Origin of the sequence: Nonomuraea sp. NPDC049637, assembly GCF_040675235.1 — a bacterium.
Lineage (GTDB): Bacteria > Actinomycetota > Actinomycetes > Streptosporangiales > Streptosporangiaceae > Nonomuraea.
Genome location: NZ_JBFAOM010000050.1, coordinates 37,846 through 59,696 on the forward strand (window position 1 = coordinate 37,846; position 21,851 = coordinate 59,696).

A 21,851-nucleotide genomic window follows, 5' to 3' on the forward strand; every position below is an offset into this window, starting at 1 on the left:
ATGCCGAAGACAGTCGGCGTGATCGGCATGGGCTACGTCGGCCTGACGCTGACCGCCGCCCTGGCCCGCAAGGGTTACACCGTGTACGGCGTGGACAACAGCCCGCACGTGGTCGAGGCGCTGTCCGGCGGCCGGATCCACGTGTACGAGCCAGGGGTCGAAGAGGCCTTCGCCGAGCACCTGGGCAGCTCCATCTTCATCTCCGACCAGCTCCCCGAGCAGCGGCTCGACGCGGCGATCCTGTCCGTCTCCACCCCGGTGGACCTGTCCACGGGCCGGCCGGACCTGAGCAACCTGTCCGCCGCCGCCGAGCACGTCGCCGAGCGTCCGGAGACGCTGGTCGTCGTCCGCAGCACCGTGCCGGTCGGCACCAGCAGGAAGGTCGTGCTGCCTCCGCTCACCGCCCGCTGGGGTGGCGCGAAGGTCGTCATGGCGCCCGAGCGCACCATCCAGGGCCAAGCGCTGCGCGAGCTGGTGGAACTGCCCCAGGTGATCGGCGGGCTCGACGAGGAGAGCCTGCGGGCCGGCGTCGAGGTCTTCCAGGGCCTCGCCGACCAGATCGTGCCCGTCTCCAGCCTGGAGACCGCCGAGATGGTCAAGCTGTCCAACAACTGCCACACCGACCTGATCTACGCCTTCGGCAACGAGATCGCGCTCATCGCCGAGCAGCACGGCCTGGACCCCCTGGAGGTGATCAGGGCGACCAACCTCGACTACCCGCGGCCCGACCTGGCCAAGCCCGGGTACGTCGGCGGCGGCTGCCTGTCGAAGGACCCGTACATCATGATCGCCAGCACGTCGCGCAGCCCGTACCTGGTGGGGCAGGCGCGCAAGCTCAACGAGCGGCTGCCCGCGCACGTCGCCGAGCGCGTGGTCGAGCTGGTCCGCGAGGCGTTCGGCCGCACCGAGGGGGTCACGCTGTCCGTGCTCGGCTGGGCCTACAAGGGCTGGCCGGCCACCGACGACATGCGCGGCACACCCGTCGCCGACATGGTGCCGGTCTTCCGCGCCGCCGGGCTCACCGTCCTCGGCCACGACCCGATGGTCACCGACCAGGTCATCCGCGAGTACGGCGGCGAACCCGTCAGCCTGGACAAGGCGTTCAGCGACGCCGACGCCATGATCGTCATCAACGACCACCCCGACTACCGGGCGTTGGAGATCGGCGGCAGGCTCGCCGGGTCGGGGCTGCGGGTGGTGTTCGACTCCTGGCGCATCCTCGACGAGGCCGCCGTCGTGCGGAGCGGCGTGCGCTACGCCGGCATCGGCTACACCGCCAAGGAGGTCGTGGCGTGAGGACACTGCTGCTGGGCGGCGCCGGATTCATCGGGCTGCACCTGGCCCGCCGGCTGCTCGCCGACGGCCACGACGTCACCGTCGTGGACGACTTCTCCCGCGGCCGCCGCGACGACGCGCTCACCGGCCTGGACGTCGAGGTGCGCTCGGCCGACCTCACCGACCCGGCCGCGTACGCCGCGATCGAGCACGGCTGGGACCAGATCTACATGCTGGCCGCGGTCGTCGGCGTCCGCAACGTCGAGAAGGACCCGGCCAAGGTGATCAGGGTCAACACGCTGGCCCTGATGCACCTGCTCGACTGGCTGAGCCCCGGCGACCGGCTGTTCTTCGCCTCCACCAGCGAGGCGTACGCGGGCGCCGTCACCACGGGCCTGGCCCCCGTGCCGACGCCGGAGACCGTCCCGCTGGTGATCGAGGACGTCGGCTCGCCGCGGTACACGTACGCGATCAGCAAGCTGCTCGGCGAGGCCGCGGTGCTGCACACCGCGCGCGCCAAGGGCTTCGAGGCCGTCATCGGGCGCTTCCACAACGTCTACGGCCCGCGTATGGGCGCCGACCACGTGATCCCCGAGCTGTCACTGCGGGCCGCCCGCGGCGAGAACCCCTTCACGCTGTACGGCGCCGACCAGAGCCGCGCCTTCTGCTACGTGGACGACGCCGTGGAGGCCGTGGTCAGCCTCATGGACACGCCCAAGGCCTTCGGGCAGATCGTGCACATCGGCAACGACACCGAGACCAACATCGGCGACCTGGCCGAGCTCGTCCTGAGCGTGGCGGGTGTCAGTCCGGAAAGGCACGACGTGCCCGCCCCCGCCGGATCCGTCGCGCGCCGCTGCCCCGACCTCACGCTGCTGCGTGAGCTGACCGGGTACGAGCCCCGCGTCGGCCTGGAGGAGGGCGTGCGCAAGACGTTCACCTGGTATCAGGAATCGTGGAGACCATGACGCAACTGCCTATCGCGTTCTACTACGGGGCGGGGCACCTCGACCGGCTGTCCAGGTTCGACAAGGTCGTCCTTCAGGCCGAGGAGAACTACTACAGCACGCAGGAACTGAGCCTGCTGCGCGAGCGCGGGGTGCAGACGCTCGGCTACCTGTCGCTGACCGAGGACGTCGGGCCGCCCGCCCCCTGGCAGCGGCAGGAGCGCAACCCCGACTGGGGCGGCGCCTTCGTCCACTGCGGCGACCCGCGCTGGGTGGCGCACGTCGTGGAGCAGGCCAGAGCGGCCATCGCCCGCGGCTTCGACGGCCTGTTCCTCGACACGCTGAACATCGAGTTCAACTACCCCGAGGACCTGCCCCACCTGCTCTACCTGATCGCCGCGATCAGGGAGGAGGCCCAGCCGGACTACATGCTGGCCAACCGGGGGTTCGGGCTGCTGCCGCAGCTCACCGGGCTGGTGGACGGCATCCTGTTCGAGTCGTTCTCCGCCCGCTGGGTGGACACGGACTCGTACGCGCCGTGGCCCGACGACGTGCTGGAGACGCACGCCGAGGTGGCCGAGCGGCTGCTCGGCCACGACGTGGACCTCTACGCCCTCGACTACGCCGAGGACGAGGAGCTGACCGACTTCGCCTACCGCAGGGCGCGCGAGTTCGGGATGTTGTGCTTCGTCACCGATCGCGTGCTGTCGAAGATCTGAGACGCCGCCGTCCGACGGACGGCGGCGTCTCCCTTCTGTACCGGTCTGCTGCGCCTGGCGTCAGCCGATGCGCCAGGTGTCGCCGCCCAGCAGCAGCTCGCTCAGGTCGCCGGGGCCCTTCTGCGCCACGGCCTCCTCCAGCTGGTCGGCCATGAGCACGTCGTAGGCCGGGCGGTCGACCTGGCGGAAGATGCCGATCGGCACGTGCTCGAAGGCCGGCTCGTCGAGCCTGCTGAGGGCGAAGGCCACCGACGGGTCGGGGTTGTGGGCGTCGTGCACGAGGATCTGCTCCTCGCTCACGCCGTCCCTGGCGACGACCTCGATGCCGCCGTTCGCGCCGCGCACGACGGCCTTGGACGCGCTCACGATCGGCTGGCCGTGCTCCAGGCGCAGCGTGATGTCGTCGCGGACCGCCGGGTCCTTGAGCTGCTCGAAGGCGTTGTCGTTGAAGATGTTGCAGTTCTGGTAGATCTCCACCAGCGACGTGCCGCGGTGGGCCGTGGCCTCGCGCAGCACCGACTGCAGATGCTTGCGGTCGGAGTCGATCGTGCGCGCCACGAACGACGCCTCGGCGCCGATGGCCAGCGAGATCGGGTTGAACGGCTTGTCCAGCGAGCCCATCGGGGTCGACTTGGTGATCTTGCCGACCTCGGAGGTGGGCGAGTACTGGCCCTTGGTCAGACCGTAGATCCTGTTGTTGAACAGCAGGATGTTCAGGTTGACGTTGCGGCGCAGCGCGTGGATCAGGTGGTTGCCGCCGATCGACAGCGCGTCGCCGTCACCGGTGATCACCCACACCGACAGGTCCGGCCGCGAGGCGGCCAGGCCGGTCGCGATCGCGGGCGCGCGGCCGTGGATCGAGTGGAAGCCGTAGGTGTTGAGGTAGTACGGGAAGCGCGAGGAGCAGCCGATGCCGGAGACGAACACGATGTTCTCGCGCCGCAGCCCCAGCTCGGGCAGGAAGCTCTGCACCGCGGCCAGGATCGCGTAGTCGCCGCAACCCGGGCACCAGCGCACCTCCTGGTCGGACTTGAAGTCCTTCAGCCCCTGCTTGACGTCGGTCTTGGGAACCAGGCTCAGGCCCTTCCCGTTCACCAGCTCAGTCACTGTCGATCACGTCCTGAATGACTCCGGCCAGCTCCTCGGCCTTGAACGGGAGCCCGCGCACGCGGTTGTAGCTGATCACGTCGACGAGGTAGCGGGCCCGCAGCAGCAGCGCGAGCTGGCCGAGGTTGATCTCGGGCAGCAGCACCTTGTCGTAGCTCTTGAGCACCTCGCCGGTGTTGGCCGGCAGCGGGTTGAGGTGGCGCAGGTGCGCCTGGGCGACCTTGCCGCCCTCGCGCCTGATGCGCCGCACGGCCGCCGCGATCGGCCCGTACGTCGAGCCCCAGCCGATGACCAGGACCTTGGCGTCGCCGTCGGGGTCGTCGACCGCGAGGTCGGGCACGTCGATCCCGGCGATCTTGGCGGCCCGGGTGCGGACCATCAGGTCGTGGTTGTCCGGGTCGTAGGAGATGTTGCCGGTGCCGTCGGCCTTCTCGATGCCGCCGATGCGGTGTTCGAGGCCGGGGGTGCCGGGGATGGCCCAGGGGCGGGCCAGCGTCTCGGTGTCACGCTTGAACGGCAGGAACTCGCCGCCCTCACCGTTGGGCTCGGTCGTGAATTCCTGCGAAATGTCGGGCAAGTCGGAAACTTCGGGCAGGCGCCACGGCTCCGAGCCGTTGGCCAGGTAGCCGTCCGAGAGCAACATGACCGGCGTGCGGTACTTGACCGCGATGCGGGCCGCCTCGACGGCCGCGTCGAAGCAGTCGCTCGGCGACAGCGGCGCGACGATCGGCACCGGCGACTCGCCGTTGCGGCCGAACATGGCCATCAGCAGGTCGGTCTGCTCGGTCTTGGTCGGCATGCCCGTGCTGGGACCGGCGCGCTGGACGTCAACGATGATCAACGGCAGCTCGGTGGTGACCGCGAGGCCGACCGTCTCCGCCTTCAGCGCCACGCCGGGGCCGGAGGTGGTGGTCACGCCCAGCGCCCCGCCGAACGCGGCGCCCAGCGCCGCGCCGACGCCCGCGATCTCGTCCTCCGCCTGGAAGGTGCGGATGCCGAACCGCTTGTGCTTGGACAACTCGTGCAGGATGTCGCTGGCCGGCGTGATCGGGTACGAGCCCAGGAACAACGGCAGCTTCGACTGCACGCTGGCCGCGATCAGCCCGTAGGCCAGAGCCTGGTTCCCGGAGATGTTGCGATAGACGCCGGGAGCCAGCCTGGCCGGCTTGACCTCGTAGGAGACCGAGAACGACTCGGTCGTCTCGCCGTAGTTCCAGCCCGCCTGGAAGGCCGCGATGTTCGCCTTGGCGATGTCGGGCTTCTTGGCGAACTTCTGCTGCAGGAACGAGATCGTCTGCTCGGTCGGCCGGTGGTAGAGCCACGACAGCAGGCCGAGGGCGAACATGTTCTTGGCGCGCTCGGCGTCCTTCTTCGAGATCTCGAAGCCTTCGAGCGCCTTGACCGTCAGCGAGGTCAGCGGCACCGCGTGCACGCGCCACTCGCTCAGGGAGTCGTCCTCCAGCGGGTTGGCCGCGTAGCCGACCTTCTGCAGGTTGCGCTTGGAGAACTCGTCGGTGTTGGCGATGATGTCGGCGCCGCGCGGCAGGTCGCCGAGGTTGGCCTTCAGCGCCGCCGGGTTCATGGCCACGAGCACGTTGGGCGCGTCGCCGGGCGTCAGGATGTCGTGGTCGGCGAAGTGGAGCTGGAAGCTCGACACGCCGGGCAGGGTTCCTGCGGGGGCGCGGATTTCGGCGGGGAAGTTGGGCAGCGTCGACAGGTCGTTGCCGAACTCCGCCGTCCCCGCGGTGAAGCGGTCGCCGGTGAGCTGCATGCCGTCGCCGGAGTCGCCGGCGAACCTGATGATCACGCGGTCGAGTTGCTGGACCTGCTTCGTCACAGCTCAGTCCTCCTCGACGCGCCAAGGCGCGGTTGCGTTGGGCGCGTTCTCTGTTTCCATGCTAGATCCTCGGAAGGTCACGCGTTTGCCAGCCGCGAAAGCGGGTAACGCGGTCGGAAGTCAGGGTGAGGCGGGAGAACGACGACACAGCCCTGACGCGAGCCTGCAGAGGTCTACATGCAGGCGTGCGAAGAGGACGGTTCGGGTCACGAGCGCCAATGATACGTCCCCCCAACACGTGTGCTACGTCAGGGGCTGCTTACGCGACTGCTGGTTCCCCGACTCGTACAGGCGTCCGGCGCGCATCGCTGCGGAGCCGTACAACTCTGGAACGGTCACGAAGGTGTAACCCTTCCCGCTGAGTTCTTTCAGGATGCCCGGAATCGCGTCGATCGACTCGGGGTTGGTGTCGTGCATCAGGATGATCGCGCCCGGATGGGCCTTGCGCACGACGCGGTCGGTGATCTCCGACGCCTTCGCGCCGGGCTCGTCCCTGGAGTTCACGTCCCAGCCGACCAGCGACAGTCCCAGGTCGCGGGCGACGTCGCGCACGTCCTTGCTGATCGCGCCGTACGGCGGGCGGGCCAGCGTGGGCTCCTGCCCGATCGCCGCCCGGACGGCGTCGTCGGTACGCCGGAAGGAGTCGGCGATCTTGCTGGTGGCCTGCTTCGACAGGTCCCGGTGCGACCAGGAGTGGTTGCCGACCAGGTGACCCTCCGCGCTCATCCGGCGCAGCAGGCCCGGCTGCGCGATGGCGTTCGTCCCGACGGCGAAGAAGGTGGCCCGCGCCTTGCCGGCGGCCAGCAGGTCGAGCAGTCGCCCGGTCCGCGGCCCGGGCCCGTCGTCGAACGTCAGCGCCACGCACTTGGTCCTGGCGCAGTTCACGCTCCCGGCCCGGTTGCTGGACGCCTCGGGGCTCGCCGTCGTCTTCGGCGTCGTCGTGGGTCCGGCCGGAGGGGCGCTGCGGGCGGCCTCCCGCACGCTCTCCTGTGCCCGGCGTCCCAGCTCCGACAGCAGCGGCGCGACCCGTCCCGCCTGGACGGCCACCGCGACCCGGCCGAGCGAGCACGGCCCGATCTGGCAGTCGTCGAACTCGACCACCAGGTCACCGCTCCGGTTGAAGGCCATGGAGTCGAACTGGCCGGGGTCGGCCCGCAGGCCGTCCCGCTCGACCTGCGGCCCGCGTCCCTTGAGCTGCTCCTTGACCAGCGCCGCGAGCCGGTCCAGCGCCTGCGGCCCGCCGAGCAGCGCCGTGGACCCGCCCGCCTTGCCGGTACGCGGGTCGAACCAGAAGGTACGGGTGGAGTTGCCCCAGCTCGCGCCCAGGAACTCGCCGGTGCGCAGCCGTACCGCGACGGCCTCCGGGGAACGGGCGGCGAGCTGCCAGTCCACGTTCAGCTCTGGACGCGGGTAGTCGCCGTTGACGCTCTTGGCGGCCCGGAAGTCCCGCAGCTGCCGCTCGGCGTCCGCGCGCAGCGCGCGGTTGAGGCCCGGCGCGTCGGCCAGTTCGGGGTAGCTGATGTGCACGAATCTGCTGTGGTCGTCCTCGTTCGTGATGGTCGCGGTGGACAGGCCGACGACTGTCGCGGGGTCGACGAAGTCGATCGCGGTCGGCTCTGCCGGGACCACCACGTCCCGCTCGGGTGCGGCGGCGGCCAGCCCGCAGCCCCCGGCCGAGAGGGCCAGCAGAGCGATTCCAGCAAAGAATCGCGTTTGGTGCATGTCTGTCAGGGTATGTGGGGGACCTTACCTTTTGCCCCGTCTTGGGGTTATGGGGTCTGAGGTTTGACTGGGTTACGATCACGTCATGGACGGCTACTTCGGGTCCTACGTGCTGGTCGCCGTGCTGTTCGCGATCGGTGTCGCCATCGTCGCCGGGGCCCTCACGGTCAACCGGCTCCTGCGGCCCACCAGGCCGACCCCCGAGAAGCTGACCACGTACGAATGCGGCGTCGACCCGGTGGGCGACGGCTGGGCGCAGTCGCAGGTCCGCTACTACGTCTTCACCTACCTCTACGTCGTCTTCGCCGTCGACGCCGTCTTCCTCTTCCCGTGGGCCACCGTCTTCGACGCGCCCGGCTACGGGGTGACGACCCTGGTGGAGATGTTCGTGTTCCTCGGCTTCATAGCCCTCGGCATCCTGTACGCCTGGCGCAAACGCGTCCTCAGCTGGACGTAGATCGCTCTTGACGTTCTCGTGCCGTCTCGGCACATTTGTCTGCCGTGTCGAGCACCGGCAAGGGATGGGCGGCGCGCCGGCAGGCGGCCGTCGTCCACGGCCTCCACCGCGACGTGATGCGAGCCGCCCGCGAGGGTGACGCCGTTCGGGCGGGCGGATCGGCCGGGGTCGCGCGGGCCGCCGGTTACGCGCTCGCCGCGCTGGTCCATCTGCTCCCGTGCGCCTTCCTCGTCCTCGGCGGCTACCTGGTGACCAGGTTCACCATCCTCAGCGTGCCCCTCGGGATGATCGCGCTCGACGTCGCCTGGTTGCTGCGTCCCCGCGTCGAACGCCTCCCGGGCGGCGCCGAGACCCTCACCCGGAAGAACGCCCCGCGCCTGTACGAGCTGATCGACCGGATCGGCGACGAGGTCGGCGCGCCGCGCACCGACCTCGTCGTGCTCAGCGGCGCCGCGAACGCCGCGTTCACCACGTACGGCTGGCGTCGGCGCCGTCTGGTGGAGATCGGCTACCCCCTCTGGATGCTGCTGACCCCGGCCGAACGCGTGTCGGTGATCGCCCACGAGATGGCCCACTCGCGCAACGGCGACGCCAGGCACGGGCTCGTCGTGGGCAGCGCGTTGTACTCGCTGGACGAGCTGCGGGAGGTGACCCGGTTCTGCTGGCAGCCGGGTGACGGCCTGTCCCGGCTGGCCGCCGAATGCCTGCTCGCGGTCGTCGGGCTGCCGGTGCGGGGGCTCATTATCGTCCTGGAGCTGCTGGTCTACCGGTCGTCGCAGCGGGCCGAGTACCGGGCCGACGCCATCCAGGCCCGCGTGGGCGGGACTGAGGCGGCACTCTCCCTGATGGATGCCCTGAGAACCCGCGTCGTGCCCGCCGACCATTTCCTGATGACGCAGACCCTCGCGGTGGGCCGGCAGGACCTGTGGGCGGAACTGCGGGCCCACGTCGCCGGCATCTCAGAGGCGGAGGTCGAACGGCTGTGCGTGGAGACCGGGCTGGACGAACTACGGGTCGACAGGACGCACCCGCCCACGCACCTGCGGAAGGAGCACCTGGCCGCGCTCCCGTACGCGGAGGCGCGGGTGCGGGCGCAGGCCATGGAGGAGATCGAGGAAGAGCTGGCGACGCCGGCCGAACGCGTGGCGCGCGGCCTCAAGGAAGACGCCCAGTCGGCTCTGTACCGCTGAGGACGCCGCCGGGCGCCGTGGGCGCGTCCTTTGCCTGACCTGCGATTCGCGCAAGAATGGGCGACATGGCAGCAACGGATCTCCCGATGCCCACCGTCGGACCTGTCTCCAGGCTCGCGCCCAAACCCATGCGGTTCGTGCTCAACTGGGGGCGGCGCTATTCGCTGTGGGTGTTCAACTTCGGGCTGGCCTGCTGCGCCATCGAGTTCATCGCGACCTCCATGAGCAGGCACGACTTCATCCGGTTCGGGGTCATCCCGTTCGCCAACGGCCCTCGTCAGGCCGACCTGATGATCGTCTCCGGCACGGTCACCGACAAGATGGCCCCCGCCGTGAAGCGCCTCTACGAGCAGATGCCCGACCCCAAGTACGTGATCTCGTTCGGCGCCTGCTCCAACACCGGCGGCCCCTACTGGGACTCCTACTGCGTGACCAACGGGGTCGACCAGATCATCCCCGTCGACGTCTACGTGCCCGGCTGCCCTCCCCGTCCCGAGGCGCTGCTCTACGGGATCATGAAGCTCCAGGAGAAGATCGCGGGGGAGAAGCTCAGCGACCGCTACGTCTGGTCCCGCTCCCACGGCTCCGAGGACCAGGCGTGAACGCCGCCGTCGCCGCCCGCTTCGGCGAGCGCGCCGAGATCAGCGAGTCCTACGGCGAGACCACGGTCGACGTCGCCCCCGCCGACTGGATCGAACTGCTGACCTTCGCGCGCGACGACCTCGGCCACGCCTTCTTCGACTGGCTGACCGGCGTGGACGAGCCGCCCGACGCCTTCGTCGTCGTCGCCCACGTCTACAACCTGGACACCCGCGCGCGGCTGCTGCTGCGCACCCGGGTGCCGCGCGCCGACCCGCGCCTGCCGTCCGCCGTCGGGGTCTACCGGGGGGCGAACTGGTACGAGCGCGAGACGTACGAGATGTTCGGGGTGATCTTCGAGGACCACCCGTACCTGGTGCCGCTGCTCCTGCCCGACGGCTTCGAGGGCCATCCGCTGCGCAAGGACTTCGTGCTGGCCGCCCGCGTGGCCAAGCCATGGCCCGGGGCCAAGGAGCCGGGCGAGTCAGGGCACGGCGCCCCGAGCCGCCGCAAGACGCTTCCGCCCGGAGTACCGGCCGATTGGGGTCCGCCTGATGCTTGAAGTGGTGCTGAGCTTCGTCGTCATCCTCGTCGTGTTCCTGGTGCTGCCGCTGATCGTCGGCCAGACCGAGCACAAGGTCATGGCCCACATGCAGTCGAGGCTCGGCCCCATGTACGCCGGCGGCTTCCACGGCTGGGCGCAGCTCATCGCCGACGGCGTGAAGTTCATGCAGAAGGAGGACGTCATCCCGGCCGCGGCCGACCGCCGCGTCTTCATGATCGCGCCGGGCGTGGCGCTGGTCCCGTACCTGGTCGTGCTGATCGTCATTCCGCTCGACCGCGGCCTGGTCGCCGTCGACCTCGATCTCGGGCTGTTCTTCGTGCTCGCCGTCATGGGCGTCGGGGTGCTCGGCGCGATCATGGCGGGGTGGTCGTCGGCCAACAAGTATTCGGTGCTCGGCGGCATGCGGGCGGCGGCCCAGCTCATGTCGTACGAGCTGCCGCTGGTGCTGGCGGCCTCGTCCGTGGCGATGGCGGCGGGCACGCTGTCGATGCCCGGCATCGTCGAGGCGTGGCAGTGGTGGTGGCTGCCCTGGCAGGCGATCGGCGGCGTGGTGTTCTTCGTGGCGGGGCTGGCCGAGCTGCGGCGTCCGCCGTTCGACATGCCGATCGCCGAGTCCGAGATCATCATGGGCCCGATGACCGAGTACACCGGCATGCGTTTCGCCCTGTTCATGCTCTCCGAGTACGCCGGGATCGTCGTCCTGTCCTTCCTGACCACCGTGCTCTTCCTGGGCGGCTGGCACGGGCCGTTCCTGCCCGGCTGGATCTGGACGCTGATCAAGGTCTTCTCGCTGGCGTTCGTGGTCATCTGGCTGCGCGTCACCTATCCGCGGCTGCGTGAGGACCAGCTCCAGAAGCTCGCCTGGGCCGGTCTGGTGCCGCTGGCGCTCGTGCAGCTCGCGCTCACCGGAGTGGTGAAGGTCCTCGTCTGAGTTTCGCGCCGGCGGAAACTTTACGTCGCCTTTATCCGTCATACCCGGCATAGGGGGCCCCGGATGAAGGGGACGATTCGTGAACGCGCAAATCCTGCCCGTCGCGGGTGCGATGAAAGGCGCCCGCTGCCCGAAAGTCAGCCTCTCCTCCGACGGCCGCACCGTGACCGTCACCGACAGAGCCAGGGGCCGTTCCACGACCCTGACGCCCGCGTCGCTCTACCGTTACGACTATTCGACAGACGGTTCCGGAAAGAGGTCGCGGTTCCTGAAAGGGGTCGCCGCCCTCGACCCCGACGGGCTCGTCCTGCTGGACCTGCCCGGCGACTGGCACCCACCCCACCTGCGGGACTTCGCCGCCAAGGCCCGCCTCCCGCTCCGGGACGGCCGGGACGACAGCTCTGCACGTGCGCGCCGGATCCTCGCCGCCCGCGCCCCCGGCTGGGAACGCATCCGCGGAATCCCGGCGCCGCGGACGGGCCGATGGAACCTGGCGCTGGGGGTGTGCGCGGGAATCGCCGGGCTGGCGTTGATGATGTATCTCGGGGCCGCCGGAATGTGGGGCGCCTGGCGCGGCTTCTCGACCTTCGGACATTTCCTGACGGACCTGATCCACGCCAAATGGCTGATGGTGGCTTTCAGCCCCGCGTTGCTCGTCGTGCGGCCTGTGCTGGGCGGGATACATCGGTGGCAGGAGAAGCGTGGCCTTGTCGTGGGGCCGCCTGGAGGGCCGCATCTGCGGATGAAGTCGTCCCGGAGGTTGTCGGTGTACCGCCCTTCGGGGGTGATCACCGAAGTTCCGGTCGAACCGGGCAGCAGCCTCCTCCGGTACCGCCACGACGACCTGTGCGGCGTCTTCCTCCTCGACCCCGCGGGCAACCCCCTGCTCCACCTGCCCGGCCGCTGGCCCCCGGCTTCTCTCCACCGCTTCACCGAACGCCACGGGCTGGGTCTGGCGATGCACCGGATCTCCCGCGAGGAATACCTGACCCTCACCACCCACTCCCCCCAAGCCTTCCCCTGACCCCCGCGTCGTCGCCCTCGAAGGGTCTCCCTCACCTCCACCGTTCCTGCCCCTTGGGCAGGGGTGACCCGCTTTCGCCGTACGGCGCTTCGGGGTGGGGTGACTCGCTGCGATCCCCGGTCACCGGGGGCGGTTGTGCGGTGGTGCCCGCCTGTACGGGGGTGGCCGGCGGTCAGTGGACGATCGCGACCATCACGTCCGACGCCGACGGGCGTTCCTGGGGGCGTTTGTTCAGGCATGCCCCCACCACACCGCGCAAGGCGGGCGGCAGCGGCGACAGGTCAGGATGAAACGTGAGCACCCGGTTGAAGACGGCAGGCACGGTGTCCTCCCCGAACGCCGGACGCCCGGTGGCCGCGAACATCATCGTCACCGCCCAGCTGAACACGTCGGACGCCGGCCCCACAGGCTCCCCGGTCAGCTGCTCAGGCGACATGTACGGCGGCGTCCCCACCATCTTCCCGGACGTCATGGTCATCCGATCGAGCGCCCGGGCGATCCCGAAGTCGATCACCCGCGGCCCGTCGTGCCCGATCAGGACGTTGCTCGGCTTGAAGTCACGATGCACCACCCCGGCCTTGTGGATGGCCGCCAGCGCTCCGGCTGTGGATAACGCGAGCCGCGTCAGGCCGTCCTCGTCACGGGGGCCGTGGCGCCGTACGAGTTGCTCCAGCGACGGCCCCTCCACGTATTCGGAGACGATGTACGCGTGCTGCCCGTTGATGTTCACATCGAGCACCCGGGCTGTGGAGAACGTGGCGACGCGCCGAGCCGCGTCCACCTCCCGCGCGAACCGGGTGCGGGCCGTCTCGTCGACCAGGTCGTGCAGCACCTTGACCGCCACCCGTGCCCCGTTGGGCGCCATGGCCAGGTAGACCGCGCCCTGCCCGCCGCGCCCGAGCTGGTGCAGCACCCGGTAGTGCCCGATCCACTCCGGCTGCCCGCGATGTTGCTGATGGGTGGGGGCCGTGGTCCGTTGATGCAGGTCGGCGGGCCGGTGTTGCGGTGTGGGCGTCTGTGCGGGCGCGTGCATGGGCGCCTGCGTGCGCACGGGGGCCTGCGCGTGCACGGGGGCCTGCGCGTGCACCGGCGGCCGGTGGCGCGCCCGCGCCATCACCGGCACCAGGACGGCCGAATGGGCGACCCCGCCGATCCAGGCGATCACGAACCCGAACGAGATCAATGTGGACATCGGCTCGGGGATGTTGTCGAAGTCGTCGTACAGCATGATGGCGATGACGAACGAGCCGATCAGGACCAGGTAGACGCAGGCTCCGATGGCCTGCCAGGTGCTGCGCAGCCAGAATGCCGCGAACCCGATCGTGAACGGGGTCGCCAGCCCGCACGAGATGAGGGCCAGGCTGGCCCACCCGATGGCGGCCGCCCACGCCCCGCTGCTGGGACGGACCGGATGGCTGTACGGCATGGCCGAGAGACTATCGCCATGCAGTCGCTCATATCGGACAGTCACCCAGCCTGTGGATAACTTCCACAGAACCTGTGGACAGCTGTGGAAAAACTGGGGACAACGGTCTTGGCTCATTCACCTCCGCCGCCAAGTACGTCATGATGTTGAACCATGGCGCGGATACCGGGAGTCGGACTGGCGAAAGGGCTGTCCATCACTCTTCGCCACATGCTGCGCAAATCCGTCACCCAGCAGTATCCCGAGGTCAAGCCGGCTCTTCCGCCGCGCAGTCGAGGCGTTATCGCCCTCGTTGAGGAAAATTGCACCTCTTGCATGCTCTGTGCCCGAGAGTGCCCCGACTGGTGCATCTACATCGACTCCCACAAGGAGACGATCCCGGCCCCGGAGGGCGGGCGTCCCCGCCAGCGCAATGTGCTCGACCGGTTCGCCATCGACTTCGCGCTGTGCATGTACTGCGGCATCTGCATCGAGGTCTGCCCCTTCGACGCGCTCTTCTGGTCTCCGGAGTTCGAGTACGCCGAGGGTGACATCCGGAACCTTCTTCACGAGAAGGACAAGCTGGCGTCCTGGACCCAGACCGTCCCGCCGCCGCCCGCCCACGATCCCGGCGCCGAGCCTCCCAAGGAGCTCACGGCGGCACCTCGCCGTCCCGCGGCCCGTACCGGAACGACCCGCCCCGGAGCGGCGCCGGAAGCACCCGGCCCCGCCGGAGCCGCCCGCCGCGCCCCGCGAGAGCGGGAGCGGGAGGGCGCCACGGGCGAAGCAGCGTCAACGGCGCCTCGGGAGGGCGCCACGGGCGAAGCAGCGTCAACGGCGCCTAGGGAAACGGGCGCAGCTCGCCCGGGTGCCGGCCCGCGGGGCGAGCGTGCCCTCAGGGGAGCGACGGGCGTCCCGGGCGAGGGCGTGACCGAGCCGGGCGCCGCCGAGCCAGGAGCCGCGCCCCCGGGAAGCGGAGAGCCGGGAAGCGGAGAGCCGGGAGTGGCTGCCTCCGGTGCGAACGCCGGCGCCGGCTCCGAGACCGGCGCCGCATCGGCGCTCGGCCCCGACTCCGCCGTCAGCGCAACCTCCGGCGCCGAAGCGGCGCGCCGCCCCGAAGGTGGGGAAGGCGTCCCTGCCCCCGAGGGTGACGCCGGACGGACGGGCGCAATTCCGCCTTCTGGGCGCACCGACGCGGGCCCGTCGGTCGTCGAAGAGTGCGCCGGCGCGGACCGGGAAGAGCGGGCAGGCGAGAAGGCCGGCTCCGCGGAAGCGCCCGAGGCCGCTCCCGGCGAAGGCCCGGCCGCGCCCCCTGCGGGCCGCCGCGAGCGTACGCGCAGGCCCATGTCGAACGTACGAGGCATCCGTCCTCCAGGCTCTCTCCCGCCTACCCCGCAGGCGGCCGAACCGCCCGCCGATGCACAGGACGAAGAGCCGGAAGGCACTCGCCCGTCCGACACGAAGGCGCCGAAGCCGTCAACAGCGGCAAGCCCGTCAGACGTGGCGGAAGGCGACGTTCCCCCCGCGGCTGAGGGCGTCGCGCCGCGCGTCCATGACGACGACGCCGCCGCTCCGGCGGGCGAGGCCGCCGTTCCGGCGGGCGAGGAGCCGAACCGCCCATCCGGCCAGGCCGGCCCGGCCTCTGACGAGCGCCCGCCGCGCACGCCTTCATCCACAGGCGAGCCGCCCTCGAACGGGTTTTCCACAGGCGCGGGTGAACCGGCTCCGGAACCCGGCCCGGACGAGCAGACTTCTTCCGCGAGCCCCCGCAGGCGCCGGATGGCGGACCCGAGGTCCATCCGACCGCCGGGGCGGCTCGGCCCTGACGACACAGAGGAGTCCGAGGAGGAGTCGTGACCGAGGCGGTGCCCTCCTACCTGTCACCCACCGGGCAAGAGATCGTCTTCTTGCTGCTGGGAGCGGTAGCGGTTGGATCGGCGCTGCTCGTCGTCACGACCCGGCAACTCGTCCACGCCGCCCTGTGGCTCGTGGTCTCCTTCGGCGCGCTCGCGGGCGGCTACCTGGTGCTGACCGCCGAGTTCGTGGCCTGGGTCCAGGTGCTCATCTACGTGGGCGCGGTGGTGGTCCTGATGTTGTTCGGCATCATGCTCACCCGTGCCCCGATCGGCCGTTCCGCCGACCTCGACAGCGGCAACCGGCCGGTGGCCGCCCTGGTGGCGGTGGCGACCGCCGCGGTCCTGGTCACGGTCGTGATCGACGGTTTCCGCACGGCGTACACCCCGCTCACACCGGGCCAGGGGGCGGCGAAGGAGCTGGGCGCCAGCGTCTTCGCCACCTGGGTGCTGCCGTTCGAGGCGCTGTCCGTGCTGCTGCTCGCCGCATTGATCGGAGCCATCGTGCTGTCCCGTACGGACATTCCCGGCTCGCCGCCCGATCAGACCGGGGGTCACTAGTGCACATCGTCTACCCGGCGGTCGTCTCCGCGCTGCTGTTCTCCGTGGGCGTCTACGGCGTGCTCGCCAGGCGCAACACGATCCTCGTGCTGATGTCGGTCGAGCTGATGCTCAACGCCGTCAACCTCAACCTGGTGGCGTTCGACGTGTGGCTGCGCGACCGGCTGCACAGCGGTCAGGTGCTCACCCTCTTCGTCATCGTCATCGCCGCCGCCGAGGTCGGCCTCGGCCTGGCGATCGTCCTGGCCCTCTACCGCAACCGCCGCACCGTCGACCTCGACCACCTCCGCGACCTGTCCGAGCCCGCCGACGAACGCCCTGACCTGGTCCCGAGCTCCGCCTCCGCCGGCACCGGCCCGCCCTCTCTCAACGACCACCCTCCGGCCTCGCCGACCGGCCCGGGCCGGCCCCTCTCGGACGACCGCCCCGCCCGGCGAGGGGGCGAGCTGTGACGACGTTCCCGCTGCTGGCCGTGTTGCTGCCCGCCATCGCCGCCGCCACCGGCCTGCTGCTCTCCCGCTGGCCGCACGCCCGCCCCGCTGTCCAGGAACCCCCATCGGACAGAGCGCGGCTCGCGGCTGCCGAGAAGATCGCCGGCGAACGCGCCAACACCCGAGCCGCCTGGATCGCCGTCGTCCCGACCGCGGCGTCGGCCGTCCTGGCTCTGTGGCTGGCCTGGGGGCCGGGCTTCGCGTTCCTCGAAGGCGGCGTCCCCTCGGCGCCGGTGGGCCGCACGTACGGCTCGATCGTCACCGGCGGCGTCCCGATCTCGCTGACCCTGCTGGCCGACGACCTGTCGGCCGTCCTCGGCGTCCTGGTGACGCTGGTGGCGCTGGCCGTGCAGGTCTACTCGGTCGGCTACCTCAAGGACGATCCCCGCTACCCCTCCTACAGCGCGTTCATCAGCCTGTTCACCAGTGCCATGCTCCTGGTGGTCTACGCGGGCGACCTCCTGGTCCTCTACGTCGGCTGGGAGATCATGGGCCTGTGCTCCTACCTCCTCATCGGACACTGGTGGGAAGACCGGGGCAATTCGCGTGCGGCGGTCAAGGCGTTCCTCGTCACCCGGCTCGGCGACGTCGGCTTCCTGTTCGGCATCTTCGTCCTCGGCACGGCGGCGGGCAGCTTCCGCGTCGCCGACGTGCTGGCGAAGGTGCCCGACATGTCCGCGGCCACCCTGACGACGGCCACCATGCTGCTGCTGTGCGGCGTCGCCGGCAAGAGCGCCCAGGTGCCGCTGCACACCTGGCTCCCCGACGCCATGGCCGGCCCGACCCCGATCAGCGCGCTGATCCACGCCGCCACCATGGTCGCCGCCGGCATCTTCATCGTGGCCAGGCTCTATCCCGCCTTCCTCGCCGCCCGTCCCACGCTCGACGTCCTGGCCGTCGTCGCGGCGGTCGGCATGCTGGGCGCCGCACTGGCCGCGTTCGCCCAGGACGACCTGAAACGCGTGCTCGCCTACTCCACGGTCAGCCAGCTCGCCTACATGGCCGGCGGCCTGGCCGCGGGCTCCGACCGGGCGGCCGTCTTCCACCTGGTGACCCACGGGGCGTTCAAGGCGCTGCTGTTCCTGTGCGCGGGAGTGGTGATCCACCACGTCGGTTCCAACCTGATGACCCAGATGGGCGGGTTGCGGCGCGAGCTGCCGGTCACGTTCGTGACGATGACGGTGGGGTTCGCCGCTCTGATGGGCCTCCCGCCGGCCAGCGGTTTCTTCAGCAAGGACGGCGTCCTGGCGGCCATGGAGGGCGCGCTGTCCGGCAGGGGCCTGACGGACGCCGCCGCCCTGCTCCTGTACGGCTGCGCCCTCGCGACCGTCGCCGTCACCGGCGCGTACGCCACCAGAGCCTGGCTCCGCACGTTCTTCGGGCCGCCGCGCGTGGTGGCGCTCCCCGAGCCCGAGCCCGGCACGGCCCACGTCGTCGACGTCACCGAGGCTCCCAAGACCATGCTCGTGCCCGTCGTGCTTCTCGCGGTCCCCGCCCTGCTGCTGGGCTTCGCCGGGCAGCCGCACGTCGAGCTGGCGGTGGCCGCGATCAGCGTCGTGCTCGCCCTGCTCGGCGCGGGTGTCGTCTACGCCGTCTGGCGCGGCGATCCCGTCACCGACCCGGCTCGCCTGCTCGGCCCTCTACGGGTGCCCTGCGAGCGCGCCTTCTACGTCGACGACGTCTACGCGGCGCTGTTCGTCCGCCCGATCGCGGCCCTGGCCCGGCTGGTCGTCAGAACCGACGACGTGGTCGTGGACGGCGCCGTCCGCGGTTCGGGCCGCACCGCCCGCGGCCTGTCCGGATGGCTGCGCCTGGCCCAGAACGGCAACGTCCAGCTCTATGTCAGCGGCGTTCTCGCCGGCGTGATCCTGATCGCGGTGGGGGCGGTGATGCTCACATGACGGGCTGGCTGTCGGTCGCACTGCTCGCCGTGCCCCTGCTCGGCGCGCTTCTGCTGCTCCTCGCCCCCGGCGCGCTCCGCCCGGCCCTGCGCGCGTACGGCTTGATCTTCTCGGGGGTCACACTGGCGCTGGCCCTGGTCATGGCGGCCACGTTCGACCACGGGCGGCCGACGAGCCCGCAGTTCGCGATCGACCAGCCGTGGATCCCCGGCCTGGGGCTCCGCTTCCACCTGGGCGTCGACGGCATCTCCCTGCCGCTGATCGTGCTCACCGCGCTGCTGACGTTCCTCTGCTTCGGCTACCTGTCCTGGGGGCGGCCCAGCACGCCGGGCCGGTTCCTGGGGAACAGGCCGAGGGCGCTGGTGTTCACCCTGCTGGTGCTCGAAGTCGGCATGATCGGCACGTTCCTCGCCCTCGACCTGCTGCTCTTCTTCGTCTTCTTCGAGATCGTGCTGATCCCGATGTACTTCCTGATCGGCATCTGGGGCGGCGCCGGGCGCCGGGCGGCGTCGGTCAAGTTCATCCTGTACACGCTGCTCGGCTCGGTCGTGATGCTCCTCGGCCTGCTGCTCGTCTGGGCACGCACCGGCACGCTCGACATGGCCGAGCTGGCCGCGGCCCACGGCGCGGGCATGTCCAGGTCCGTGCAGGTCCTGGCGTTCGTGGCGATCGGTGTGGGCCTGGCGGTCAAGACGCCGATGTGGCCCCTGCACACCTGGCTGCCCGACGCCCACACCGAGGCCCCGACCGTCGGCTCGGTGCTGCTGGCCGGAGTGCTGCTGAAGATGGGCACGTACGGCTTCGCCAGGATCGCCATCCCCGTCCTTCCCGAGGGGGCGACCGCGGTGGCGCCGTGGCTCGGGGCGTTCGCCGTGGCCGGCATCGTCTACGGCGCCCTGGCCTGCCTGGCCCAGCGTGACCTCAAACGCATGATCGCCTACTCCTCCGTGGGCCACATGGGATTCGTCCTGCTCGGCTTCGCCACCCTGACCCCCGTCGGCGTCAACGGCGCCCTGTTCGCGAACGTCGCCCACGGCCTGATCACCGGCCTGCTGTTCTTCCTGGCCGGCGGGATCAAAGATCGCTACCACACGGCCGACATGCCGGGCCTCGGCGGCGGCCTGCTGGCCACGATGCCGCGCCTGGGATCGGTGCTCACGTTCGCCGCGATCGCCTCGCTCGGGCTGCCCGGCCTGGCCGGGTTCTGGGGGGAGATGCTGGCGCTGCTGGGGGCGTTCCAGCCGGCGAGCGGCCTGCCGCGTGCGCTCTTCCTCGCGTACATGGTGATCGGCGGCCTGGGGGCGGTCCTGACGGCCGCGTACTTCGTGCTCATGTTGTCCCGCGTCACCCACGGCCGACCGTCGGGAGCCGCGCGGCAACAGGAGGCCCCGGACGAACGTCCCGTTGCGCCTCTCGGCTCGGCGGAGTCGCTCGCGGGGCAGCCGGCGACCGCGACGCTCGAAGCTGGGAACGCCACGCAGCGCATCGACGACGTCCGGTCCTACGAAGTGGCGGCGTGGACCCCGCTGGTGGTCCTGATCGTGCTCTTCGGGCTCTGGCCCGGTCTCCTGCTCTCCCTCACCACGCCGGTGGCGCAGACCCTGCTGGGAGCCCTGCCATGACTCAGCAGATCGACTACTTCGTCATCGCGCCGCCGCTGGCGTTGGCGGTCGTGGCCGGGCTCGTGCTGCTGCTCGACGTGTTCCTGCCTGTCGCGACGCGTACCCGCACCGCGCTCGGGCTGGTGACCCTGGCGGGGGTCGTCGTGGCCCTCGGGTTCGTGATCGCGCAGGCTGCGGGCGGCACGTCCCGGGCGACGTTCTGCGTGCCGCCGGATCTCGCGACCGGGGGAGCGGGCACGCTCTGCTCGTTCGTCGCCGACCGGTTCACGACGGTCTTCGCCGGGCTGGTGCTCGTCGCGGCCCTGGTGGTCGTGCTGATGTCGATGACGGAGCTGGCCGGGGGCGGAATCCCGGCCGGTGAGTGGTACTTCCTGCTGCTGTGCACCCTCGTCGGCGCGGTGACCCTGCCGGCCTCCCGCGACCTGATCATGCTCGTGGTGGCGCTCGAACTGGTCTCGCTCCCGGTGTTCGCCCTCACCGCGCTCCGGCGCTACGACGGCCGCGCCTCCGAGGCCGCGGTCAAGCTCTTCGTCGTGTCGGTCGTGTCCACGGCCGTCATGCTGTTCGGCGTCTCCCTCCTGTACGGCGCTTCCGGGGCGGTCCACCTCTCCCGCGTGGCGGCCGTCCTGGGCGGCCGGATCCCGGCACCCGGAGCGGCGGCGGGCACGCACTCCACGGTCTTGGCGACGGCCCACGGGCTGCCGGCGGTCGTCACGGTGGGCGTCGTCCTCGTGGCGGCCGGGTTCGCGTTCAAGATCGCCGCCGTGCCGTTCCACTCCTGGGCGGCGGACGTCTACCAGGGCGCGCCCGTCCCGGTGGCGGCCCTGCTGTCGGTCATCTCCAAGGCGGCCGGGTTCGCGGGGCTCATCCTGGTCCTGGTCACCGGGCTGGCCGGCCAGTCGTCCACCTGGGGGCCGGTGATCGCGGTCGTCTCGGCGCTGACCATGACGGTGGGCAACTTGCTCGCCATGCGTCAGCGGTCGGCCGTCCGCATGCTGGCCTGGTCCTCGGTCGCGCAGTCCGGCTACGTCCTGGCCCCGCTGGCGATCGCCGCCACGGCGGCCCCGTCCCAGGCCGCGTCCCAGGCCGCGACCGGCACATCCGTCGCGTACCTGGTCATCTACGCGGCCATGAACCTCGGCGCCTTCGCCGTCGTCATGCTCGTCTCCAGGGCCGCCCCGCGCAACGAGCTCGACGACTATCGCGGCCTGGTCCTCCGCAGCCCGGCGGCCGGCATCGCGCTGGCGTTCTGCCTGGTCTGCCTGGCGGGGCTGCCGCCGGGGCTGGCCGGCCTCTTCGCCAAGGTCTTCGTGTTCCGGACGATCGTCGAAGGCGGCCTCGGCTGGCTCGCGCTGGTCATGGCCGTCAACACCGTGCTCGGCCTCTACTACTACGCCGCCTGGGCGGCCCGCCTCTTCGCCCCTTCCGGGGAGACGCGTCTGCGTGGCTCGTCGCCGTCCGCGTGGCTCGCTGTCGGCCTGGCCCTGGCCGTGGCGATCCTCTTCTCGGTCGCTCCGCAGGTCGTGCTGGACCTGACCTCCTTATCGGCCACGAGCTGACCGCAGGCCGGTCATGACACCCGGCTGTCCCCACGCGGGCAGCCGGGCCGCAACCCGTCCTGCCCCCGGCGAACAGGGGGTAAGTCGCGCTCCGCCCGCGGCTGAG

General features: G+C 70.7%; 19 protein-coding genes and 1 pseudogene. 15 read left to right on the forward strand and 5 right to left on the reverse strand.

Going from position 1 to position 21,851, the window contains the following annotated elements; genetic code table 11:
- Genes AB0J71_RS41885 through AB0J71_RS41895 form a run of 3 tightly spaced genes read left to right on the forward strand, consistent with a single transcriptional unit; the run spans position 1 to position 2,941 of the window.
- Positions 1 to 1,296: a nucleotide sugar dehydrogenase gene (locus AB0J71_RS41885; RefSeq protein ID WP_364419667.1), complete on the forward strand. Its 1,296-nt coding sequence runs from the start codon at positions 1 to 3 to the stop codon at positions 1,294 to 1,296.
- Positions 1,293 to 2,243: an NAD-dependent epimerase/dehydratase family protein gene (locus AB0J71_RS41890; RefSeq protein ID WP_352322475.1), complete on the forward strand. Its 951-nt coding sequence runs from the start codon at positions 1,293 to 1,295 to the stop codon at positions 2,241 to 2,243. The genes AB0J71_RS41885 and AB0J71_RS41890 overlap by 4 nt, the downstream gene beginning before the upstream one ends.
- Positions 2,240 to 2,941: a hypothetical protein gene (locus AB0J71_RS41895; protein ID WP_352322476.1), complete on the forward strand. Its 702-nt coding sequence runs from the start codon at positions 2,240 to 2,242 to the stop codon at positions 2,939 to 2,941. Before AB0J71_RS41890 ends, AB0J71_RS41895 begins: the two co-directional genes overlap by 4 nt.
- Positions 2,942 to 3,001: 60 nt before the next feature.
- On the opposite strand, the gene AB0J71_RS41900 is transcribed toward AB0J71_RS41895, so the two are convergent.
- From AB0J71_RS41900 to AB0J71_RS41915, 4 genes are all read right to left on the reverse strand, one after another.
- A complete protein-coding gene (locus tag AB0J71_RS41900) occupies positions 3,002 to 4,048 on the reverse strand; it encodes a 2-oxoacid:ferredoxin oxidoreductase subunit beta (protein WP_352322477.1) in 1,047 nt (348 codons plus the stop codon).
- Positions 4,041 to 5,885 (reverse strand): 2-oxoacid:acceptor oxidoreductase subunit alpha, encoded by a 1,845-nt coding sequence (locus AB0J71_RS41905; RefSeq protein WP_352322478.1) that lies wholly within the window; start codon positions 5,883 to 5,885, stop codon positions 4,041 to 4,043. The genes AB0J71_RS41900 and AB0J71_RS41905 overlap by 8 nt, the downstream gene beginning before the upstream one ends.
- A 120-nt stretch (positions 5,886 to 6,005) precedes the next feature.
- Entirely contained in the window at positions 6,006 to 6,095 is a 90-nt protein-coding gene (locus tag AB0J71_RS41910) for a putative leader peptide (RefSeq protein ID WP_352322479.1), read from the reverse strand.
- Between the two features lie 33 nt (positions 6,096 to 6,128).
- Positions 6,129 to 7,607 carry a polysaccharide deacetylase family protein gene (locus tag AB0J71_RS41915; RefSeq protein ID WP_364419669.1) on the reverse strand — a complete coding sequence of 493 codons (1,479 nt, stop codon included), beginning with the start codon at positions 7,605 to 7,607 and terminating at the stop codon, positions 6,129 to 6,131.
- A gap of 85 nt (positions 7,608 to 7,692) precedes the next feature.
- Here AB0J71_RS41915 and ndhC point away from each other — a divergent pair, with 85 nt between their 5' ends.
- The 6 genes from ndhC to AB0J71_RS41945 all read left to right on the forward strand — a co-directional run bounded on the left by ndhC (position 7,693) and on the right by AB0J71_RS41945 (position 12,353).
- A complete protein-coding gene (ndhC, locus tag AB0J71_RS41920; RefSeq protein WP_352322481.1) occupies positions 7,693 to 8,064 on the forward strand; it encodes an NADH-quinone oxidoreductase subunit A in 372 nt (123 codons plus the stop codon).
- 44 nt (positions 8,065 to 8,108) lie between these two features.
- Positions 8,109 to 9,254, forward strand: a complete 1,146-nt coding sequence (locus AB0J71_RS41925; RefSeq protein WP_364419671.1) for a M48 family metallopeptidase — start codon at positions 8,109 to 8,111, stop codon at positions 9,252 to 9,254.
- 128 nt (positions 9,255 to 9,382) lie between these two features.
- Complete coding sequence (locus AB0J71_RS41930) at positions 9,383 to 9,856, forward strand: NADH-quinone oxidoreductase subunit B family protein (RefSeq protein WP_352322499.1); 474 nt, start codon at positions 9,383 to 9,385, stop codon at positions 9,854 to 9,856.
- Positions 9,853 to 10,395 carry an NADH-quinone oxidoreductase subunit C gene (locus tag AB0J71_RS41935; RefSeq protein WP_352322483.1) on the forward strand — a complete coding sequence of 181 codons (543 nt, stop codon included), beginning with the start codon at positions 9,853 to 9,855 and terminating at the stop codon, positions 10,393 to 10,395. Before AB0J71_RS41930 ends, AB0J71_RS41935 begins: the two co-directional genes overlap by 4 nt.
- Positions 10,388 to 11,329, forward strand: a complete 942-nt coding sequence (gene nuoH, locus AB0J71_RS41940) for an NADH-quinone oxidoreductase subunit NuoH (protein ID WP_352322484.1) — start codon at positions 10,388 to 10,390, stop codon at positions 11,327 to 11,329. The genes AB0J71_RS41935 and nuoH overlap by 8 nt, the downstream gene beginning before the upstream one ends.
- Positions 11,330 to 11,408: 79 nt before the next feature.
- Positions 11,409 to 12,353 (forward strand): hypothetical protein, encoded by a 945-nt coding sequence (locus AB0J71_RS41945; protein WP_352322485.1) that lies wholly within the window; start codon positions 11,409 to 11,411, stop codon positions 12,351 to 12,353.
- 172 nt (positions 12,354 to 12,525) lie between these two features.
- Here AB0J71_RS41945 and AB0J71_RS41950 read toward each other — a convergent pair whose 3' ends face one another.
- Positions 12,526 to 13,779, reverse strand: a complete 1,254-nt coding sequence (locus tag AB0J71_RS41950) for a serine/threonine-protein kinase (RefSeq protein WP_352322486.1) — start codon at positions 13,777 to 13,779, stop codon at positions 12,526 to 12,528.
- Between the two features lie 315 nt (positions 13,780 to 14,094).
- Here AB0J71_RS41950 and AB0J71_RS41955 point away from each other — a divergent pair, with 315 nt between their 5' ends.
- The 6 genes and pseudogenes from AB0J71_RS41955 (at position 14,095) to AB0J71_RS41980 (ending at position 21,745) form a co-directional block, all read left to right on the forward strand.
- Complete coding sequence (locus tag AB0J71_RS41955; protein WP_364419691.1) at positions 14,095 to 15,615, forward strand: 4Fe-4S binding protein; 1,521 nt, start codon at positions 14,095 to 14,097, stop codon at positions 15,613 to 15,615.
- Positions 15,612 to 16,172, forward strand: a complete 561-nt coding sequence (locus tag AB0J71_RS41960) for an NADH-quinone oxidoreductase subunit J (RefSeq protein ID WP_352322488.1) — start codon at positions 15,612 to 15,614, stop codon at positions 16,170 to 16,172. The genes AB0J71_RS41955 and AB0J71_RS41960 overlap by 4 nt, the downstream gene beginning before the upstream one ends.
- Positions 16,172 to 16,474: pseudogene (gene nuoK / locus AB0J71_RS41965) on the forward strand (NADH-quinone oxidoreductase subunit NuoK); the annotation flags it as partial. The gene AB0J71_RS41960 and the pseudogene nuoK, both read left to right, overlap by 1 nt.
- Before the next feature lie 146 nt (positions 16,475 to 16,620).
- On the forward strand, positions 16,621 to 18,564 hold the full coding sequence (locus AB0J71_RS41970) for an NADH-quinone oxidoreductase subunit L (RefSeq protein WP_364419673.1): 1,944 nt from the start codon (positions 16,621 to 16,623) through the stop codon (positions 18,562 to 18,564).
- A complete protein-coding gene (locus tag AB0J71_RS41975) occupies positions 18,561 to 20,186 on the forward strand; it encodes an NADH-quinone oxidoreductase subunit M (RefSeq protein ID WP_364419675.1) in 1,626 nt (541 codons plus the stop codon). The genes AB0J71_RS41970 and AB0J71_RS41975 overlap by 4 nt, the downstream gene beginning before the upstream one ends.
- Positions 20,183 to 21,745, forward strand: coding sequence for an NADH-quinone oxidoreductase subunit N (locus AB0J71_RS41980; RefSeq protein WP_364419677.1), 1,563 nt, complete (start codon positions 20,183 to 20,185; stop codon positions 21,743 to 21,745). The genes AB0J71_RS41975 and AB0J71_RS41980 overlap by 4 nt, the downstream gene beginning before the upstream one ends.
- Positions 21,746 to 21,851: the final 106 nt, after the last annotated feature.

Excerpts from the sequence above, each read along its gene's own strand:
- AB0J71_RS41885 (WP_364419667.1), top strand. The coding sequence starts at position 1 with ATGCCGAAGACAGTCGGCGTGATCGGCATGGGCTACGTCGGCCTGACG.
- AB0J71_RS41895 (WP_352322476.1), top strand. The coding sequence starts at position 2,240 with ATGACGCAACTGCCTATCGCGTTCTACTACGGGGCGGGGCACCTCGAC.
- AB0J71_RS41915 (WP_364419669.1), bottom strand. The coding sequence starts at position 7,607 with ATGCACCAAACGCGATTCTTTGCTGGAATCGCTCTGCTGGCCCTCTCG.
- ndhC (WP_352322481.1), top strand. The coding sequence starts at position 7,693 with ATGGACGGCTACTTCGGGTCCTACGTGCTGGTCGCCGTGCTGTTCGCG.
- AB0J71_RS41930 (WP_352322499.1), top strand. The coding sequence starts at position 9,383 with ATGCGGTTCGTGCTCAACTGGGGGCGGCGCTATTCGCTGTGGGTGTTC.
- nuoH (WP_352322484.1), top strand. The coding sequence starts at position 10,388 with ATGCTTGAAGTGGTGCTGAGCTTCGTCGTCATCCTCGTCGTGTTCCTG.
- AB0J71_RS41950 (WP_352322486.1), bottom strand. The coding sequence starts at position 13,779 with ATGCCGTACAGCCATCCGGTCCGTCCCAGCAGCGGGGCGTGGGCGGCC.
- AB0J71_RS41955 (WP_364419691.1), top strand. The coding sequence starts at position 14,095 with ATGCTCTGTGCCCGAGAGTGCCCCGACTGGTGCATCTACATCGACTCC.
- AB0J71_RS41975 (WP_364419675.1), top strand. The coding sequence starts at position 18,561 with ATGACGGGCTGGCTGTCGGTCGCACTGCTCGCCGTGCCCCTGCTCGGC.
- AB0J71_RS41980 (WP_364419677.1), top strand. The coding sequence starts at position 20,183 with ATGACTCAGCAGATCGACTACTTCGTCATCGCGCCGCCGCTGGCGTTG.